Source organism: Streptomyces sp. NPDC090083 (genome assembly GCF_044747445.1).
In the GTDB taxonomy this organism is placed as follows: Bacteria; Actinomycetota; Actinomycetes; order Streptomycetales; family Streptomycetaceae; genus Streptomyces.
This window is the reverse complement of sequence record NZ_JBIVED010000003.1, coordinates 790,436-807,251: the sequence shown is the minus strand read 5'-3', so window position 1 is coordinate 807,251 and position 16,816 is coordinate 790,436. Positions and strand designations below refer to the sequence as shown.

Annotated in this window: 18 protein-coding genes; 9 read left to right on the top strand and 9 right to left on the bottom strand. The window is 70.4% G+C overall.

Features of this window, described 5'->3' with window-relative positions; all coding sequences use genetic code 11:
- Positions 1–5 precede the first annotated feature (5 nt).
- Entirely contained in the window at positions 6–590 is a 585-nt protein-coding gene (locus ACIPTO_RS14625; RefSeq protein WP_366314039.1) for a TerD family protein, read from the top strand.
- A 67-nt stretch (positions 591–657) separates the two neighbouring features.
- On the opposite strand, the gene ACIPTO_RS14620 is transcribed toward ACIPTO_RS14625, so the two are convergent.
- Positions 658–1,893, bottom strand: coding sequence for a cytochrome P450 (locus ACIPTO_RS14620; RefSeq protein WP_366314037.1), 1,236 nt, complete (start codon positions 1,891–1,893; stop codon positions 658–660).
- Between the two features lie 239 nt (positions 1,894–2,132).
- On the opposite strand from ACIPTO_RS14620, the gene ACIPTO_RS14615 reads away from it, so the two are divergent.
- The gene (locus ACIPTO_RS14615; RefSeq protein ID WP_366314035.1) at positions 2,133–3,302 is read left to right on the top strand and encodes a steroid 3-ketoacyl-CoA thiolase; all 1,170 of its coding nucleotides are present in this window, start codon (positions 2,133–2,135) and stop codon (positions 3,300–3,302) included.
- On the opposite strand, the gene ACIPTO_RS14610 is transcribed toward ACIPTO_RS14615, so the two are convergent.
- Entirely contained in the window at positions 3,286–4,185 is a 900-nt protein-coding gene (locus ACIPTO_RS14610; RefSeq protein WP_401191750.1) for a LysR family transcriptional regulator, read from the bottom strand. The two genes, ACIPTO_RS14615 and ACIPTO_RS14610, sit on opposite strands and share 17 nt — an antisense overlap.
- A 139-nt stretch (positions 4,186–4,324) precedes the next feature.
- Between ACIPTO_RS14610 and ACIPTO_RS14605 the strand changes: the two genes are divergently transcribed.
- A complete protein-coding gene (locus tag ACIPTO_RS14605; RefSeq protein WP_401191748.1) occupies positions 4,325–5,218 on the top strand; it encodes an SDR family oxidoreductase in 894 nt (297 codons plus the stop codon).
- On the opposite strand, the gene ACIPTO_RS14600 is transcribed toward ACIPTO_RS14605, so the two are convergent.
- The gene (locus ACIPTO_RS14600) at positions 5,202–5,471 is read right to left on the bottom strand and encodes a DUF397 domain-containing protein (RefSeq protein ID WP_401191746.1); all 270 of its coding nucleotides are present in this window, start codon (positions 5,469–5,471) and stop codon (positions 5,202–5,204) included. The two genes, ACIPTO_RS14605 and ACIPTO_RS14600, sit on opposite strands and share 17 nt — an antisense overlap.
- Positions 5,428–6,291, bottom strand: coding sequence for a helix-turn-helix domain-containing protein (locus ACIPTO_RS14595; protein WP_401191743.1), 864 nt, complete (start codon positions 6,289–6,291; stop codon positions 5,428–5,430). Before ACIPTO_RS14595 ends, ACIPTO_RS14600 begins: the two co-directional genes overlap by 44 nt.
- A gap of 117 nt (positions 6,292–6,408) precedes the next feature.
- Between ACIPTO_RS14595 and ACIPTO_RS14590 the strand changes: the two genes are divergently transcribed.
- Complete coding sequence (locus ACIPTO_RS14590; RefSeq protein ID WP_366314503.1) at positions 6,409–6,840, top strand: ATP-binding protein; 432 nt, start codon at positions 6,409–6,411, stop codon at positions 6,838–6,840.
- On the opposite strand, the gene ACIPTO_RS14585 is transcribed toward ACIPTO_RS14590, so the two are convergent.
- A complete protein-coding gene (locus ACIPTO_RS14585) occupies positions 6,812–8,881 on the bottom strand; it encodes a phosphatase PAP2 family protein (protein WP_401191740.1) in 2,070 nt (689 codons plus the stop codon). The genes ACIPTO_RS14590 and ACIPTO_RS14585 overlap by 29 nt on opposite strands.
- Positions 8,882–9,099: 218 nt before the next feature.
- Here ACIPTO_RS14585 and ACIPTO_RS14580 point away from each other — a divergent pair, with 218 nt between their 5' ends.
- Positions 9,100–10,239 carry a DUF2330 domain-containing protein gene (locus tag ACIPTO_RS14580; RefSeq protein WP_401191737.1) on the top strand — a complete coding sequence of 380 codons (1,140 nt, stop codon included), beginning with the start codon at positions 9,100–9,102 and terminating at the stop codon, positions 10,237–10,239.
- Between the two features lie 80 nt (positions 10,240–10,319).
- The gene (locus ACIPTO_RS14575) at positions 10,320–10,991 is read left to right on the top strand and encodes an O-methyltransferase (protein ID WP_401191735.1); all 672 of its coding nucleotides are present in this window, start codon (positions 10,320–10,322) and stop codon (positions 10,989–10,991) included.
- A gap of 32 nt (positions 10,992–11,023) precedes the next feature.
- Here ACIPTO_RS14575 and ACIPTO_RS14570 read toward each other — a convergent pair whose 3' ends face one another.
- A complete protein-coding gene (locus tag ACIPTO_RS14570) occupies positions 11,024–11,416 on the bottom strand; it encodes a hypothetical protein (protein ID WP_366314019.1) in 393 nt (130 codons plus the stop codon).
- Between the two features lie 82 nt (positions 11,417–11,498).
- Here ACIPTO_RS14570 and ACIPTO_RS14565 point away from each other — a divergent pair, with 82 nt between their 5' ends.
- Positions 11,499–11,915 carry a DUF1992 domain-containing protein gene (locus ACIPTO_RS14565; protein ID WP_366314017.1) on the top strand — a complete coding sequence of 139 codons (417 nt, stop codon included), beginning with the start codon at positions 11,499–11,501 and terminating at the stop codon, positions 11,913–11,915.
- A gap of 18 nt (positions 11,916–11,933) precedes the next feature.
- Here ACIPTO_RS14565 and ACIPTO_RS14560 read toward each other — a convergent pair whose 3' ends face one another.
- Complete coding sequence (locus ACIPTO_RS14560) at positions 11,934–12,719, bottom strand: hypothetical protein (protein WP_401191732.1); 786 nt, start codon at positions 12,717–12,719, stop codon at positions 11,934–11,936.
- A gap of 5 nt (positions 12,720–12,724) precedes the next feature.
- Positions 12,725–13,366: a hypothetical protein gene (locus tag ACIPTO_RS14555; RefSeq protein ID WP_401191729.1), complete on the bottom strand. Its 642-nt coding sequence runs from the start codon at positions 13,364–13,366 to the stop codon at positions 12,725–12,727.
- 177 nt (positions 13,367–13,543) lie between these two features.
- Between ACIPTO_RS14555 and ACIPTO_RS14550 the strand changes: the two genes are divergently transcribed.
- Positions 13,544–14,170 (top strand): dihydrofolate reductase family protein, encoded by a 627-nt coding sequence (locus tag ACIPTO_RS14550; protein WP_401191727.1) that lies wholly within the window; start codon positions 13,544–13,546, stop codon positions 14,168–14,170.
- 10 nt (positions 14,171–14,180) lie between these two features.
- Positions 14,181–14,672: a GNAT family N-acetyltransferase gene (locus ACIPTO_RS14545; RefSeq protein WP_401191724.1), complete on the top strand. Its 492-nt coding sequence runs from the start codon at positions 14,181–14,183 to the stop codon at positions 14,670–14,672.
- On the opposite strand, the gene ACIPTO_RS14540 is transcribed toward ACIPTO_RS14545, so the two are convergent.
- Entirely contained in the window at positions 14,665–16,746 is a 2,082-nt protein-coding gene (locus ACIPTO_RS14540; protein WP_401191721.1) for a DHA2 family efflux MFS transporter permease subunit, read from the bottom strand. The genes ACIPTO_RS14545 and ACIPTO_RS14540 overlap by 8 nt on opposite strands.
- Positions 16,747–16,816: the final 70 nt, after the last annotated feature.

Here is a 16,816-nt window from a genome sequence, read left to right as displayed (position 1 = left end):
CACGCATGATCACGCTCACGAAGGAAGACGGTCCGGCGGATCTGGACGGAGTGACCCATCTGGAGATCGGGGCGTCATGGGACCCCACCGTCGGCAGCAGCGGCGGCATCATCGGGAAGCTGCGCCAGAAGGCCGGTACGGACCTCGACCTGATCGCCATCGCGATGCAGGGCCAGGACCCGGTCCGGCTCGCGGGCCTCGACTCCGTGGACCCGCTGGGCAACGGCTCGCTGGTGCACAGCGGTGACAACCAGACCGGCAAGGGCGATGGCGACGACGAGACGGTGACCGTCGACCTCGCGCGGATACCCGGCAACATCACGTCGATCGTCTTCGTCGCCGCCGCCTACAAGAAGGGCAGCTCCTTCCGGAAGGCCCGCAACATCGCCTTCAAGGTCTACGACGCGACGGGCGGCAGCACCCAGCAGGTCGCCGAGATCTGGCCGAACCTGCTCAGCGACCACAACGGCTGCGCGGTCGCCAAGGCGATCCGCGAGGGCGGGGGCTGGAAGCTCCAGGTCATCAACGAGACCGGGAACATCAAGCAGGGCGACGAGCGCGAACTGATGAAGTTCGCCGTCCGGAAGTAGACCGGGCGCCTGTGCCTGAGACGGGCCGGCGGCGCCGGGATGCCGCCGGCCCGAGCTGTGCGTACGGTCAACCGGTGGTCACCTGAAGCTCTTTGACCCCGTTGATCCAGGCCGAGCGCAGCCTGCGGGGGTCGCCGGTCAGGGTCAGGTTCGGCATCGCGTCCGCGATGGCGTTGAAGATCAGGTCGATCTCAAGGACGGCCAGGGACTTGCCGAGGCAGTAGTGCGGGCCTCCGCCGCCGAAGCCGAGATGCGGGTTCGGGTCGCGCATGACGTCGAACTCGTCCGGGTTCTCGAAGACTTCGGGGTCGTGGTTGGCCGAGGCGTAGAAGATGCCGACCCGGTCGCCCTTCTTGATCAGCTTGCCGCCCAGTTCGGTGTCCTGGGTCGCCGTGCGCTGGAAGGCGTTGACCGGGGTCGCCCAGCGGACGATCTCCTCGGCGGCGGTCGACGGGCGTTCCCGCTTGTACAGCTCCCACTGCTCGGGGTGGGTGAGGAACGCGTGCATGCCGTGGGTGATCGCGTTGCGGGTGGTCTCGTTCCCGGCCACCGAGAGCATCAGCACGAAGAAGCCGAACTCGTCGGAGTTCAGGTTGCCCTCGTCCTCGGCGGCGACCAGGGTGCTGACGATGTCGTGGGCCGGGCACTGCTTGCGCTCGGCGGCCATCCCCATGGCGTAGGCGATGAGTTCGGCGGCGGACTCGGCGCCGACCTGTTCGGTGATGGCGTACTCGGGATCGTCGTACGCGATCATCTTGTTGGACCACTCGAAGATCTTGACGCGGTCGTCCTGCGGGATGCCGATGAGTTCGGCGATGGCCTGGAGGGGCAGTTCGCAGGCGACCTCGGTGACGAAGTCGAAGGGGCCGGGGTGGGCGCGGGCGCCCTCGACGATCGAGTGGGCGCGGGCGCGCAGGCGGTCCTCCAGGGCGCGGATCGCCCGTGGGGTGAAGCCGCGTTGGACGATCTGGCGGACGCGGGTGTGCTCGGGCGGGTCCATGTTGAGCAGGATGAGCCGCTGGACGTCGATCGACTCGCGCGTCATGTGCTCGCCGAAGCGGATGATCGCCGTGTTGAGGGTCGAGGAGAAGAGTTCCGGGTGCGTGGAGACGTACCGGACGTCGGCGTGCCGGGTCACGGCCCAGTAGCCCTCGTCCTGGAACCCCGCGATGTTCAGGGGCTGTCGGATCCAGCGCACCGGCTCGGCCGCGCGCAGTTCGGCGAACTCCGGGAGCGGGACGCGATGGTGGAGCAGGTCCGGGTCGGTGAGGTCGAACCCCTCGGGGAGAGCTGGACAGGGCATGGATACTCCAGCCTGGTTCTGACGGTCTGGTTCTGACGGTCCATCAGGAATGTGTCGTGAAGGTAATAACGGGTTCTAGAACTCGCAAGAGGTACGGCAACCCGAATTCCCTGCACGCCCCTTGCGGTTGCGGACGGCCTGTCAGCAGACTGCACACAGAACTAGAACGCGTACTAGTTCTGCGTGGCGGGTGGCCGGGACGCCCGCGCCGCGCGGTGTACGAGGAGAGGACGTGTCCCATGGTCGCGGAACCCGTCATCGTGGAAGCCGTACGCACTCCCATCGGCAAGCGCGGCGGAGCGCTCGCCAACCTCCATCCCGCCTATCTCCTGGGCGAGACCTACCGTGAGCTGCTGGGCCGCACCGGCATCCACGCCGACTGCGTCGAGCAGATCGTCGGCGGCACGGTGACCCACGCCGGCGAGCAGTCCATGAACCCGGCGCGCACGGCCTGGCTGACGATGGGCCTGCCGTACGAGACCGCGGCGACGACCGTCGACTGTCAGTGCGGCTCCTCGCAGCAGGCCTCGCACATGACCGCCAACATGATCGCGGCCGGTGTCATCGACGTCGGGATCAGCTGCGGCGTCGAGGCGATGTCACGGGTGCCGCTGGGGTCGGGGTCGAAGCACGGGCCGGGGAAGCCGTTCCCGGACGAGTGGAACGTGGATCTGCCCAACCAGTTCGAGGCCGCCGAACGGATCGCACGGAACCGGGGGTTGACCCGGGAGAACGTCGACTCGCTCGGCCTGATCTCGCAGGAGCGGGCGGCCATCGCCTGGTCCGAGGAGCGGTTCAAGAAGGAGACGTTCGCCGTCCAGGTGCCGACGACGGAGGACGAGCAGCGCGCGGGCCACGGCATGTGGCGGCTCGTCGACCGGGACGAGGGCCTGCGCGACACGTCGATGGACGCGCTGGCCCGGCTGAAGCCGGTCATGCCGACCGCCGTGCACACCGCGGGCAACTCCTCGCAGATCAGCGACGGCGCCTCGGCGATCATGTGGGCCTCGAAGCGGATGGCGCGGGCGCTGAAGCTGCGGCCCCGGGCGCGGATCGTGGCCCAGGCGCTGGTCGGCTCGGACCCGCACTACCACCTGGACGGGCCGATCGACGCGACACGGGCCGTGCTCGGCAAGGCGGGCATGACGCTCAAGGACATCGACATCGTCGAGATCAACGAGGCGTTCGCGTCGGTGGTGTTGAGCTGGGCGCAGGTCTTCGGCCAGGACCTGGCGAAGGTCAACGTGAACGGCGGTGCGATCGCCCTCGGTCATCCGGTCGGGGCGACCGGAGCACGGCTGATCACCACGGCCCTGCACGAACTGGAGCGCGCCGACAAGGAGTTCGCGCTGATCACGATGTGCGCGGGCGGGGCGCTGGCGACGGGCACGATCATCCAGCGTCTGTAGCGAGCCAGTTGTCGGGGTGCAGGTGCTCCTCGGCGCAGGCACGGAAGGCCGCGAGGAGTGGGCGGCTCTCCTCGCCCGCACGGACGGCCAGCACGACCGGGACCGGGGGCACTCCCTCGATCGGGACCGTCGTCAGATCGAGCCGCAGGCCCTTTCTGACGGCGCCCGCCGGAACGATCGCCACCGCCTCGCCCGCCGCGATGGCTTCGAGCTTGTCCTCCAGCTCCCGGACGAACGGCCCGTCCGGCGCGGGGCGGCCGTCCGGGCGGGGGTCGACGCGCCAGAACGCGTTGAACTCCTCGTCGGGGAAACGGGGTACGGGTTCGTCGCCGATGTCGTCGATGCTGACGCGCTCCTTGCCGGCCAGCCGGTGGCCGACCGGCATCAGCAGCATCCGGGGCTCCTCGCACAGCACGCTGACGCTCAACCCCTCGGTGGCGAACGGGAGTCGGCCCACCACCACGTCGACCCGGTGCTCCAGCAGGGCGGACGGCAGCTCGCCCCAGCCGAGGAAGCGGCTGTGCACGTCGGCCTCCGGACGGCGGGCGCGCAGGGCACGCACGGCCGGCGTGACGATGATCCCGGTCATGAACCCGATGCGGATGCGGCCGGGCAGCCCGGCCCCCCGCGCCACGGCCGCCGCCTCCTCCGCCGACCGCAGCAGGTCCTGGGCCCGGGGCAGGAACGCCCGCCCCGCGTCGGTGAGTTGGGTGCCCTGCGTCGTCCGGTCGAAGAGCCGCACCCCCAACTCGCCCTCAAGTCGCCGCACATGACGGCTGAGCGACGGCTGCGCGAGATGCAGGGCAGCCGCCGCCCGCCCGAAGTGCAGTTCCTCGGCGACTACGGTGAAACAGCGCACCAGACGCAGATCCAGATCGCTCATACCTCGACTCTACGACGGTACGAGCTGCACTGATACCGGAAATGAATCACGTGTTCCGGAGTCCGTCTTGGACGCGCGGGGTACGGCGGGCGCACGCTGGAGGCACACCACTTCCGAACCCACCTGGGGTGATCTCGTCATGCGTGTTTTCGTCACCGGAGCGACCGGATTCGTCGGCGGCGCGGTCGTGCGCGAACTGCTCGCCAACGGCCACGACGTGCTGGGCCTGGCCCGCTCCGACACCTCGGCCGAACGCCTCGCGGCGACCGGGGCGGAGGTGCACCGGGGTTCGCTGGAGGACCTCGACGCCCTCCGCGCGGGCGCGGCGGCGTCCGACGGTGTGATCCACACCGGTTTCATCCACGACTTCTCGAACTACGCGGCCTGTGTCGCGATCGACCTGAGCGCGGTGAAGGCCCTCATCGAGACCCTTGAGGGCTCGGACCGCCCGCTCGTCATCAGCTCGGTCATGAGCCACGGCCGGACCGAGGACGACGTGCCCGACCCCGCCGACCGCCCCGACCTGGTCCGCCTCCCGGCCGAGGTGACCACCCTGGCGGCGGCGGCACGGGGCGTCCGTTCGTCGGTGATCCGGCTGCCGCAGGTGCACGGGGAGGGCGATCACGCCTTCGTCCCCGGAGTGATCGGCATCGCCCGCGCGAAGGGCGTCTCCGCGTACCCCGGCGAGGGCACGAACGGCTGGGCCGCCGTCCACCGCGACGACGCGGCGGTGCTGTTCCGGCTGGCCCTGGAGAACGCCCCCGCGGGCACGGTCCTGCACGCGGTGGACGACGAGGGCGTGCCCGTACGGGAGATCGCCGAGGTCATCGGCAGGCGGCTGGACCTGCCGGTGAAGAGCGTGCCGGTCGAGGAGGCCGGGGCGCACTTCGGCTGGCTGGGCCACTTCTACTCGTCCGACCTGGTCGGCACGAGCGTCCTGACCCGCGAGCGGTTCGGCTGGGCGCCGAGCCGGATCGGACTCCTCGCGGACCTGGAGAACGACTACTACTTCGAGGTCAACCAGCCGTCGTAGCGGACCAGTTGACGAACCGGGTGAACGCGGCGGGGCCGAGGGTGAGGATCGGCCCCGCCGGGGTCTTGGAGTCCCGGATGGCGAGGGAAGGGGAGGGGCAAGTGATTTCGGCGATCTCTACGCAGTTGCCGCCCTGGTCGCCGCTGTACGAGGACTTCCGCCAGGCGAGCGGGCCGAGCGGCGCGCACTCGATGCAGTTGCCTCCCTGGTCACTGCTGTAGCTGGATTTCCGCCACTGAGTCACCGTCGGCATCGCCTTGTTCCCCATAACGTTCCTCCATCACGCGCCGGATCAGCGCCGCCGAGTCCCGAAGGGAGAGGGCGGCAGCCTGGAGATGATCGTAACGGAGCGAACAGTCCTTGACGGTGTCCGGGTTGGCGGTCGGATGCCCGCTTCCATAGCTCTCGGTGTAGACGATGGCCGGGTCGCTCGGGAAGCGATAGAGGTCGTATGAGCCTTGCAATCCCGCGTGCGCTCCGGCCGAGTGCGGCAAGATCTGGATGTTGATCCGAGGATTGTCCTCATAGGTCAACAGGCGGTCTAGTTGACGCCTCATCGTCATCCGGCCACCGATCTCCAGATACAGCGCGGCCTCACTCAGGATCGCCCAGAAGACAGGCGGGTTCTCCTTCTCGAAGATGCGCTGCCGAGCCATACGAACGGCGGTCCTGTCGTCCAGGTTGCTCTGGTCCAGCGTGCCGAGCACAGCGCGGGCGTACTCCGGAGTCTGGAGGAGGCCGGGGACCATCTGAGCCTCGAAGGAGCAGATGTCGGCGGCCCGCGCCTGTAGTTCAGCAACTTGCTGGAACCACACGGGGAGTTGACTGCGCAGCACGAGATCGAGCAACCGGGTCAGCAACCCACCGGTGTCGAGCGCCGCGTCGACCGACCTGCTGAACTCCACCGTCGGCAGCTTCTTCGCCGTCTCGATCTGGCCGATCAAGGACCCCGTATAGCTGACGACGGCGCCGAGTTGGCGTTGGGTGAGACCGGCGGCCTCTCGGTAACGGCGGAGTTCGTAGCCGTAGTAGTCCAGCGCCGAAGCCCCCGGATCGAGGGTGGTGATGTGCACGCTAAGCCCCCTGTTCAGCCGACGTTGTCCACCCGCGAACGGGTTGTATCCATCCAGTTGCCGAGGGTAGCCGCGAAGCATCAGCCTCGTTATGTGAACGAACCGATTCCCCCCGCCATGCTGGCCTTTCCCCACCGCCAGCAGTACGTCATGCACATCACCGTGGGCGAACATTCGGCCCGGCACATCCGCCGCATCGTCCGCTCGTTCCTGCTGGAGTGGGGCACGCCGGAGCTGTCCGACGCCGTCGAGCTGGCCGTCACGGAGCTGATCGCCAATGTCGTACGGCACGTTCCGGACCGGCGCTGCGGACTGTTCCTGCTGCGCCGACCGGCCGGCGTACGCGTCGAGGTGAGCGACAGCTCACCCCAACTCCCGGACCTGCACGCGGAGTTCGACGCCGAGTCGGAGAACGGGCGCGGGCTGGTGCTGCTGGACGCGATGACGGACAAGTGGGGAGTCACCCGCGCGGCCGAGGGCGGCAAGGCCGTGTGGTTCGAGTGCTCCCGAACCCCGGTGGTCAGCTCCGGGCGGGACTCGCCGTCGTAGCGGACTCGGGCTCCGACTCCGCCCGGTTCTCCCCTGGTTGAGCCGCCGACCTCGCCCGCGGCCCCTGGAAGAGGTACGACAGGCCGAAGCCCGCCGTCACGACCGCCGCGCCGCCCACCGCGTCCAGCACCCAGTGGTTGCCCGTCGCGACGATCGCGGTGACGGTGAAGAAGGGATGCAGGAGGCCCAGGGCCTTCATCCACCACTTGGGAGCGAGGGCGAAGATGACGACTCCGCACCACAGGGACCAGCCGAAGTGCAGGGACGGCATCGCCGCGTACTGGTTGGTGAGGGCCGTGAGCGTGCCGTAGTCCGGCTTGGAGAAGTCCTGGACGCCGTGCACCGTGTCGATGATGCCGAGGCCGGGCAGCAGGCGCGGCGGGGCCAGGGGGTAGAGCCAGAAGCCGACCAGGGCCAGGAGCGTGGCGAAGCCGAGCGAGGCGCGGGCCCAGCGGTAGTCGACCGGGCGGCGCCAGTAGAGGACCGCCATCACCGTCAGCGGGACCACGAAGTGGAAGGACTCGTAGTAGAAGTTGAAGAACTCCTTGAGGAAGTCGACCTTCACGACCCAGTGGTTGACCGCGTGCTCGATGTCGATGTGCAGGAACCGCTCGATCGACAGGATCTCGTGCCCGTGGTGCTCCGCCGTGGCCCGGCCGCCCGAGTTCGTGCCGCCGGTCGCCGCGAGACGGACCTGCTGGTAGGCCGCGTACGTGACCCGGATCAGGAGGAGTTCGAGGAGGAGGTTCGGGCGGGTCAGGACGCGACGCAGGAACGGCAGCAGCGGCACGTGCTTCCAGCGCGTCGGGACCGGCTCGGCGTACTCCGTGGGGATCGGGCGGCGGTAGTACTCCGACGTGCGGGACAGGAACGGGACCGCCGTCGCGGCGGCGAGGGCCGCGAGCAGGACGACGTTGTCACGGAGCGGGTACATCGCCGGCATGTTCGGCAGCATCATCTTCGCGGGCAGTGTGACCACGAGGATCACCGCGACCGGCCACACGAACCGGTCGGAGGCCCGCTTGCCGACCCGGCCGACCACCGCGAGCAGCACCCACAGCAGCTGGTGCTGCCAGGTCGTCGGCGACACGGCGATCGCCGCGCAGCCGGTGATCGCGACCGCGAGGAGCAGCTGCCCGTCGCGCGCGTACCGCACGGCCCGGCGCAGGCCCAGGTACGTGACGGCCGCGCCCAACGCGAGGAACACGCCGATCTCCAGCGGGCCGGTGAGACCCAGCCGCAGCAGCGCGCCGTGCAACGACTGGTTGCCGAGACCGTCGGCCGCACCGCCGAGGCCCGCGCCCGCCATGTGGTGCACCCAGTACGTGTGCGAGTCGTGCGGCATCGCGGCCCACGCGACGACCACGCTCGCGGCGAACGTGACCGCCGAGGTGACGGCGGCCCGGCGGCGGCCGGTGAACCACAGCAGCGGCGCGAACAGCAGCACGGTGGGCTGGAGCGCGGCGGCGAGCCCGATCAGCACCCCGCCGGCCCGCTCGCCACGCACGGTGAAGCAGCCGAGCAGCACGAGCAGGACCGGGATGATGCTGGTCTGGCCGAGCCACAGCGTGTTGCGCACCGGCAGCGACAGCATGAGCAGGCTGATCGCGACGGGCGCGGCGAGCAGCGAGGCACGGCGGGTGACGGGCTGCGGCAGGGCGCGCGAGACGATCAGGCCGAGCGCGACGACCAGCAGCAGCGTGCCGAAGGTCCAGCCCCAGCCGAGGGCCTGCTCGGCGGCCCTGGTGAGCGGTTTGAGGACGAGCCCGGCGAAGGGGGTGCCAGTGAACTGCGTCGAGTCGTACAACGAGCCCTTCACATGCAGCACGCCGTTCGGTCCGACCCAGGTCTCCAGGTCCGTCAGCCGGTCCCCCTGCGGGGTGCCGAGGACGACGGCCACCTGCCGTACGGCGAGGACCGCGGCGACCAGCCACAGGCCCAGGCGCGCCACGCGCAGCCGTGCCCTGGCCGTCCCGGCGGCCGTAGCCCCGAACGGTCCTGCGGCTCCCGCCGGTCGCCCGCTGTGCTCCACGTTCGCCACGCCTCGTAGGCCTCCCGCCCCGTCGTCCCACGCGTGTGCCGCGTGGATGTACCTCTGCGAACCCTATGAGGTTCGCACCCCCTGCGGGAGAGACGCAGGCAACCCCCCCTTCACCTGACGGCCGCCCTCCTTTTGTCCGGATGACGATAGTCGTCCCGAGGTTGCCCAGGCACGGCAATCAACTGCGGGCCTCCGACCGGCCCCGCTAGCTTGTCGGCATGATCGGTCTACCGCGGAGGCGGGCCCACGCACGCGTACTGGCCGTCGTGCTGGCGCTGTTCGCGCTGCAGCTCGACTCCCTGGTGGCACCGGCCTGGGCGTGCGGCTGCGGGGCCCTGGTGCCAGGCGGCGGGCAGCAGACGACCGTGGGGCGCGAGGTGTCCGTGGTGCGCTGGGACGGGCGCCAGGAACAGATCGTGATGCGGCTCACTGTCTCCGGTGACGCGCGCCGGGCCGCCTGGATCATGCCGGTCCCGCACCGGGCGACGGTCGCGCTCGGCGACCCGGCGCTCTTCGACGCGCTGAGCGCGCTCACCGCGCCCGCGCACCGCGTCCGTCACCACTTCTGGCCCCAGGACGGCGACTGGCCGCTCGTCTCCGGCCGCACGGGCGGCGGTGCCCCGCCCGGCGCCGTCGGGGCCCCCGGAGTCGGTGTGATCGGCCGTGAGCGCCTCGGCCCCTTCGACGTGGCCCGGCTGACCGCCACCGACCCGGACGCGCTCGGTGACTGGTTGCACACGAACGGGTTCGTCCTGCCGCCCCGCCTTGACCAGGCCCTCCAGCCGTACGTCGACCAGCGCTGGGAGTACGTCGCGGTCCGCCTCGCCCCCGCGACCGCCGGCACCCCGCTCCAAGGCGCCCTCGACCCGCTGCACCTCACCTTCGCCGCCGAGTCCCCCGTCTACCCGATGCGCCTCTCCCGGCTGGCCCGCACCCCGCAGTCCCTCGGCCTGTACGTCCTCGCCGCGCACCGCATGGAACCCAGCGGCACCCTCGGCGGCGAACCGCCCCTGGTCGCCTACGCGGGCCGCGTCCGCACCGCCACCGGCCCGCTGTCGGCCCTCGTCCGGGGCACCCCGTTCCTCACCGCCGTCAACCAGGAGTTCCCCGACCCGTCCCGCATCACCGGCGACCACCTGCTGCGCCGCACGGCGACCGACGCGCCGTTCCAACAGGTCGTCTACGAGGACCGGTTGACCAGGATCGCGGGCGTCCCGGCCTGGCTGGCGACGATCGCCGGAAGCCTCGCGGTGCTCGTCACGGCCGCCGCCCTGCTCGTCGTACGACGCACCCGGCGGCCGGAGATCCCGCCGCCACCGGCGTTTCCGCCGCCACCGGCACACGCGCCGCGTAGTTGACTCGGGTGGCCGACGCGGGTAGTCGGCCCCTGTCAACGGTCATCGGACACGGTCATCGGACATACGAAAGGCACCGGCACATGAGTGAGACACAGCTGTGGGACGACGTCGACGACTACTTCATCGGCCACCTCGCCCCGGAGGACGAGGTGTTGACCGCGGCCCTGCGGGACAGCGAGGCCGCCGGGCTGCCGGAGATCGCCGTGAGCGCCGCCGAGGGCAAGCTGCTCCACCTGCTCGCCCGGATCCAGGGCGCCACCCGCGTCCTGGAGATCGGCACCCTCGGCGGCTACAGCACGATCTGGCTGGCCCGCGCCCTGCCCGCCGACGGCCGGGTCGTCACGCTGGAGTACAACGCGCGGCACGCCGAGGTCGCCACCCGCAACATCGCCCGCGCGGGCCTCGACAAGATCGTCGAGGTGCGGGTGGGCCCGGCCCTGGAGTCGCTGCCCGTCCTCGCCGACGAACGCCAGGCCCCCTTCGACCTGGTGTTCATCGACGCGGACAAGAGCAACAACCCGCACTACGTCGAGTGGGCCCTCAAGCTCACCCGGACCGGCAGCCTGATCATCGTCGACAACGTCGTGCGCGGCGGCCGGGTCGCCGACCCGGACAACGCCTCGCCCGACGTCCGGGGCACGCGCACCGCGATCGAACTGATCGGCTCGCACGCGCGCCTCTCGGGCACCGCGATCCAGACGGTGGGCCGGAAGGGCTACGACGGCTTCGCACTGGCCCGCGTGCTGGACTAGGGCCTGCACGGCCTAGCAGGGCCCGTCCGGGCTCAACTCTCGTGATAGAAACCGACGTTGACGCTGCGCGGCCCGGTGCGGTCCTGGATGACGATCTCGCCGCTGCCGCCCCGGGGCAACGGCACGCTTCCGCCGTAGCCGACCGTCTGGGCGTACTCCCCGACGATCAGGCGCACTTCGGAGGACGGGTCGGACTGGGAGCCGCGCAGCCAGCTCACCTGCCAGACGCCCTCGGGTCCGCACAGGAACTCCAGATGGACCCGCGAGATGAACAGCCAGTCGTCCGGCGTCTTCAGCCGGCACACCGATTCGTCGCGGCCCACCCGCAGCACCGCGCCCGGGTCGCTGGGCGCGTCGGCCATCAGCATGCCGGCGGTGGCGCCCTCGTCCGTCCCGGAGACCGAGGCCATGGTGAGTTCGAGCACGTGCGCTCCCCCTTGAAGTGTCCTTACAGCAGCGGGCGCATGATAAATCGCCCGGCGCCGCCGCGTCCGGCACAATGGAGTCATGACCGAGCGAAAGCCACCAGGGGTGTCCTTCGAATCCTGGGTCGACAAGCAGATCCGGGATGCCGAGCAGGCCGGAGAGTTCGCCCATCTCCCGGGCGCGGGCAAGCCGTTGGCGTCCGGAGCCGACACGACGTACGACGAACTGTGGTGGATCAAGCAGAAGATGGCCCGCGAGGGCATCTCCGTGCTGCCGCCGACGCTGGCACTGCGCAAAGAGGCCGAGGACGCCCTTGCCGCGGCGTACTCGGCCTCTTCGGAGCGGATCGCCCGGCAGATCATCACCGAAGTGAACGTGAAGATCCGCGAGATGATGTTCAAGCCGCCGCCCGGGCCCCCGCTCGGGATGAAGCCGTACGACGTCGAAGAGGTCGCGCGGGAGTGGCGGGAGCGCCGGGCGGTCGAAGGACGGGGCTAAACGGACAGCCACGGGCGGTCACATGTGGAGCAGCCGCTCCGTCAGTTCGCGGTAGTCCCGCAGGGCCAGGCGGAGTTGCTCGGTGTCGTCCGCGCCGTCCGCGCCCTTGGACTCCCAGGAGCCGTGCAGGGCGGCGCGGCGCTTGGTGACGGCCTCCGTGAAGCGGGCCGCGACCTCTTCCAGGACGTGGTCGGCCTCCTCGACGGCGGACCGGGGCTCGTCCACGAACCCGGTGACCGCGTGCTGGAGCCGCAGGCTGAACTTGTCGCTCTCGTCGTGCGGCAGCAGGGTGCCGTTCTCGGCGTCCTGGGGGACGCGGCGTCCGTTGCCGGAGCCGACCGCGGGGGCCGGGTCGGGGGCGTGGACGGACGGGGTGGACTGGTCGGTGCGGTCGGTGCGGGTCGGCTGGGCCGTGCGCTCGCCGCGCGTCGCTTTCGGGTCGCCTTCGCGCGGGGACGGGATCGCACCGTCGGACGTCGAGGAGGTCGGCGAGGCGGCCGGCGAGGAGGTCGGCGAGGCGGCGCGGTCGGTGCCGAGAGGGGTCGCCCTCTCCTTGTCGGAGCCGGTGTCCCTCAGCGCGGACCTGTCGTCGGCGGTCCCGCCGTCACCGGTCTTGGTGTCGAAGGGCCTCGTGCCGGTGGTGCCGGTGGTGCCGGTGCCCGGGGTGCCGGTGGCGGATTCGCGCGAGGTCTTCTCGGCGTCCCGCTGCTCGGGAGTCCTTTCGGCGCTCGTCCCAGTGGCCCGGCGCTCGTTCTCCTTGCGCTCGGTGTTCGCGTCGCCGGTCGGCCGTATCGCATCGGACATCTAGCTCAACTCCCCTTCACTGGCTGCTTGTTGAATGCGCCGAACCCATGCCGGCCGCCGCCTCCGTGGCCACTGCCGTCGCGGTTGCGGTGGTTGTCGTTCATCAGGTCGTCGAAGAGGTCGCGGGCTTCGAGCATGGCCTCGCGCATCTCCTCGGTTCCGGCCTGGCTCTCGGGTGTGCCGTTCTCCCGCGTGGTGACGACCCGGTGGACGCGCCGGTAGCCGTGGACGTGGGCCGCGTGGTGCACGGAGAGCGCGTCGAACTGCTTCTCGTACTCCTGGACGTCCGGGAAGCCCCGGGCTCCGGCGACCTCGCCGAGCAGCTGGTCGACGTCGGACATGGCCTCGCGGGGCGAATCCACGAACCGCTCCTGGGCGGCGGCCCAGCGGGCCTGGTACTGCTCACGGGCCGCGGGCTCCAGCGGCTTCTCCTGCAGCGAACCGTGCTCCTGGACGCGCGCGCCGAGCTCCTGCTCGGCGGCCTTCGCGTCGCCGTCGTGCCGGGCGACGGTCCGGTCGTACTCCGGCCCGAAGCGGCGCTTCAGGCCCGAGCCGCCGGTCGTGCCTCGGGCACGCAACACCAGGGCGGCCGCGGCAGCGACCACGATCACGATCACGATCAAAACGATGATCACGCCTGTGGACATGAGTGCCTTCCGGGTTCTCGCCCAACCGGCTCTCGTAGCCGGTCGGTTCTCCTACCGGGTTGCCGTAAAGACCCCCTTCAAACGACGGCCACATCTCCGGGGAATTCGTGGCGCCGGTGTGTCGATTCCGTCCCGCCCCGTTCGACACAGGGGTAGGAACCGATCGAGGAGGTTGTCATGAGTGAGGTCGTCGCACGGCTGGCCATGTCGCTGGACGGATACATCGCGGGCCCGGAGTCGGGGCCGGAGCACCCGCTGGGCATCGGAGGGGAGCGGCTGCACTCCTGGGTGTTCGGACTGCGCAGCTTCCGCCGGATGCAGGGCATGGAGGGCGGCACGGGCGGTCCCGACGACGAGCTGCTCGCCGAGTGGATCGAACGGCTGGGCCCGGTGGTCATGGGGCACGGCATGTTCGTCACCGGGGAGGTCCCCTGGGGCGACGAACCTCCTTTCCACGCCCCGGTGTTCGTCGTCACGCACCAGGCACGCGAGTCGGTGGTGAAGAAGGGCGGCACGACCTACCACTTCGTCACCGAAGGCCCCGCCCGCGCACTGGAGCTGGCCCGCGAGGCGGCCGGCGACAAGGACGTCTCGCTGGCCGGGGGCGCCGATCTCGCCCAGCAGTTCATCCGCGCGGGCTGGCTGGACGAACTCATGTTGCATGTCGTGCCGGTCCTCGCGGGCGGCGGACGGCGCCTGTTCGAGCACCTCAGCGACACACAGATCGAATGGCACAAGGCCCAGGTCCTCGACTCCCCCGGAGTCACCCATATTCGCTTGCGCCGCGTCCCCGCCGTCTCCTGACAATGCCCGCATGACCTGGACGATCACCCCGGAGCCCTTCGACTCCCCGACCGCCGCCGCGCTCTGGCGGGCCTACTACACGGAGGTCAGCGACCGCTGGTACCTCCTGCACGAGCGGCGGCGGACGGACCCGGCGGAACTGGAACGCGAGATCGCCGCCCACCCCGGCAGCGACCTCGCGCCGCCCGGCGGGCTGCTGCTCGTCGCCCGGCACGACGGGAAAGCGGCCGGAAGCGCCGGGGTGCGGCTCCTCGCGGGCGGGATCGCCGAGCTGACACGGGTCTTCGTGCACGAGGGGATGCGCGGGCGGGGCGGCGCGCCGATGCTGGTGAAGGCCGCCGAGGACGCCGCCCGCGAGCTGGGCGCCGAGGTGATGATCCTCGACACCCGCACCGACCTGGTGGAGGCACGCGCGCTGTACGCCCGGCTCGGCTACGCGGAGACGGAACGGCACAACGACGACCCGTACGCGGAGCGCTGGTTCCGGAAGAGCCTCAACTGAGCGTCCTGGACGTCCCGTTATGCGGCTGCTCCCGGTCCGAGCCGCACAGTTCGCCGTTGAGCTCCCGCACCAGCTGGATCAGGTCGGTGGGCCGGTCGGGACCCCACCAGTCGCCCAGGGTCTCCGCGAGAGATTCCTCACGGGCCAGGGACAGCTTCTCGGCCACTTCCCGGCCCTCGTCGGTGAGGTGGAGGTCGAGGCCCTCGCGGACGGCCAGCCGGCGTTCCTCGACCTGGCGGACGGCGGCGAGGACGACGGGCAGCGGCACCGTGCTGCGTTCGGCCAGCACACCCGGCTCCGCCCAGCCGTCCCGCTTGATGCGCAGCAGCAGCCAACTCGCCGCCGGCTGAAGATCGTAGCCCGCCTTGGTGGTGATGGTCCGGTAGATCTCGCGGCGGCCCTCCCGGGTGCCGAGCACGGACAGCGCGCGGCACACCTCGTCGTAGGAGGAGCGCTGGACGGGGTTGCTCGCGAGGGTCTCGCTGACGTCGGGTGCCGTGACCGAGCCGCGCAGCTTGTCCTCCTTGAGGAACCAGGCCAGGGCGAAGCCGACGAGGGCCACGGGGGCGGCGTAGAGGAAGACGTCGGTGATGGACGAGGCGTAGGCGTGCAGGGCCTCCGGGCGTACCGCGGGCGGGAGCTGGGAGATTCCGCGCGGGTCCGACTCCAGCCCGTCCGGGGTGACGCCGGGCGGGAGGGGGGTGCCCTTGAGGGCGTCGGTGAGTTTGTCGCCGAGGCGGCTCGCGAAGATCGTGCCGAAGATGGCGACGCCGAACGAGGCTCCGATGGAGCGGAAGAAGGTCGCGCCCGAGGTGGCGACGCCGAGGTCCTCGTAGGAGACGGCGTTCTGCACGATCAGCACCAGCACCTGCATCACCAGGCCGAGTCCGAGCCCGAAGACGAAGAAGTACGCGCTCATCTCGGCGGTGGAACTGCCCTCGTCGAGCCGGTGGAGCAGCAGCAGACCGAGCGTGGTGACGCCGGTGCCCGCGATGGGGAACACCTTCCAGCGGCCGGTGCGGCTGACGATCTGGCCGGACGTGGTGGACGAGATCAGCATGCCGAAGACCATCGGCAGCATGTGCACACCGGACATGGTCGGGGTGATGCCCTGCACGACCTGGAGGAACGTCGGCAGGTAGGTCATCGCGCCGAACATCGCGAAGCCGACGATGAAGCTGATGACGGCGGCGAGCGTGAAGGTGCGGACCCGGAACAGCTTCAGCGGAAGGACGGGTTCGGCCGCCCGGCGCTCCACGGCGACGAACGCCGCCATCAAGGCGACGCCGAGCACCGCGAGCCCGATGATCTGCGGCGAGCCCCAGCCCCAGGTCGTACCGCCCAGCGAGGCGACGAGGACCAGGCAGGTCGCGACGGCCGCGATGAGGAAGGTGCCGAGGTAGTCGATGACGTGCCGGGTCGACCTGCGCGGGATGTGCAGCGCGGTCGCGATGACGGCGAGGGCGACGACGCCGACGGGGAGGTTGATGTAGAAGACCCAGCGCCAGCTCAGATGCTCGGTGAACAGCCCGCCGAGAAGCGGTCCGAGGACACTCGTCGCGCCGAACACGGCCCCGAACAGGCCCTGGTAGCGCCCGCGTTCACGCGGTGAGACGACATCGCCGACGATCGCCATCGACAGCACGATCAGCCCGCCGCCGCCGAGGCCCTGCAGCGCCCGGAAGCCGATCAGCTGGGGCATGTTCTGTGCCGCGCCGCACAGCGCGGACCCGATCAGGAAGATCACGATCGCGAGCTGGAAGAGCCGTTTCCGTCCGTACTGGTCGCCGAGCTTGCCCCACAGCGGGGTCGCGGCGGTCGACGCGAGCAGATACGCGGTGACGACCCACGACAGGTGTTCCAGTCCGCCCAGATCGCTGACGATCGTCGGCAGCGCGGTCGACACGATGGTCTGGTCGAGCGCGGCGAGGAGCAGCCCGAGGAGCAGCGCCCCGATGGAGACGAGGACGTTGCCGGACACGTGTTCCTGAGCGGAACCGCCCCGTTGCGGGGGCCCCTCCGGTGGCTGCGCGTCATGCACATTCCCCGTCATACCGTGCGCATCGCCGGCCATGAAGACCTCCTGCGGCTCTCGTTACACATCCATGGTGGTCGGTATGGCCGGTTACGGCCTGTCGAGTCGG

Coding starts and splice junctions, on each gene's coding strand:
- ACIPTO_RS14625 (WP_366314039.1), top strand. CDS start 6: ATGATCACGCTCACGAAGGAAGACGGTCCGGCGGATCTGGACGGAGTG.
- ACIPTO_RS14620 (WP_366314037.1), bottom strand. CDS start 1,893: ATGCCCTGTCCAGCTCTCCCCGAGGGGTTCGACCTCACCGACCCGGAC.
- ACIPTO_RS14615 (WP_366314035.1), top strand. CDS start 2,133: ATGGTCGCGGAACCCGTCATCGTGGAAGCCGTACGCACTCCCATCGGC.
- ACIPTO_RS14610 (WP_401191750.1), bottom strand. CDS start 4,185: ATGAGCGATCTGGATCTGCGTCTGGTGCGCTGTTTCACCGTAGTCGCC.
- ACIPTO_RS14605 (WP_401191748.1), top strand. CDS start 4,325: ATGCGTGTTTTCGTCACCGGAGCGACCGGATTCGTCGGCGGCGCGGTC.
- ACIPTO_RS14600 (WP_401191746.1), bottom strand. CDS start 5,471: ATGCCGACGGTGACTCAGTGGCGGAAATCCAGCTACAGCAGTGACCAG.
- ACIPTO_RS14590 (WP_366314503.1), top strand. CDS start 6,409: ATGCTGGCCTTTCCCCACCGCCAGCAGTACGTCATGCACATCACCGTG.
- ACIPTO_RS14580 (WP_401191737.1), top strand. CDS start 9,100: ATGATCGGTCTACCGCGGAGGCGGGCCCACGCACGCGTACTGGCCGTC.
- ACIPTO_RS14575 (WP_401191735.1), top strand. CDS start 10,320: ATGAGTGAGACACAGCTGTGGGACGACGTCGACGACTACTTCATCGGC.
- ACIPTO_RS14565 (WP_366314017.1), top strand. CDS start 11,499: ATGACCGAGCGAAAGCCACCAGGGGTGTCCTTCGAATCCTGGGTCGAC.
- ACIPTO_RS14560 (WP_401191732.1), bottom strand. CDS start 12,719: ATGTCCGATGCGATACGGCCGACCGGCGACGCGAACACCGAGCGCAAG.
- ACIPTO_RS14555 (WP_401191729.1), bottom strand. CDS start 13,366: ATGTCCACAGGCGTGATCATCGTTTTGATCGTGATCGTGATCGTGGTC.
- ACIPTO_RS14550 (WP_401191727.1), top strand. CDS start 13,544: ATGAGTGAGGTCGTCGCACGGCTGGCCATGTCGCTGGACGGATACATC.
- ACIPTO_RS14545 (WP_401191724.1), top strand. CDS start 14,181: ATGACCTGGACGATCACCCCGGAGCCCTTCGACTCCCCGACCGCCGCC.
- ACIPTO_RS14540 (WP_401191721.1), bottom strand. CDS start 16,746: ATGGCCGGCGATGCGCACGGTATGACGGGGAATGTGCATGACGCGCAG.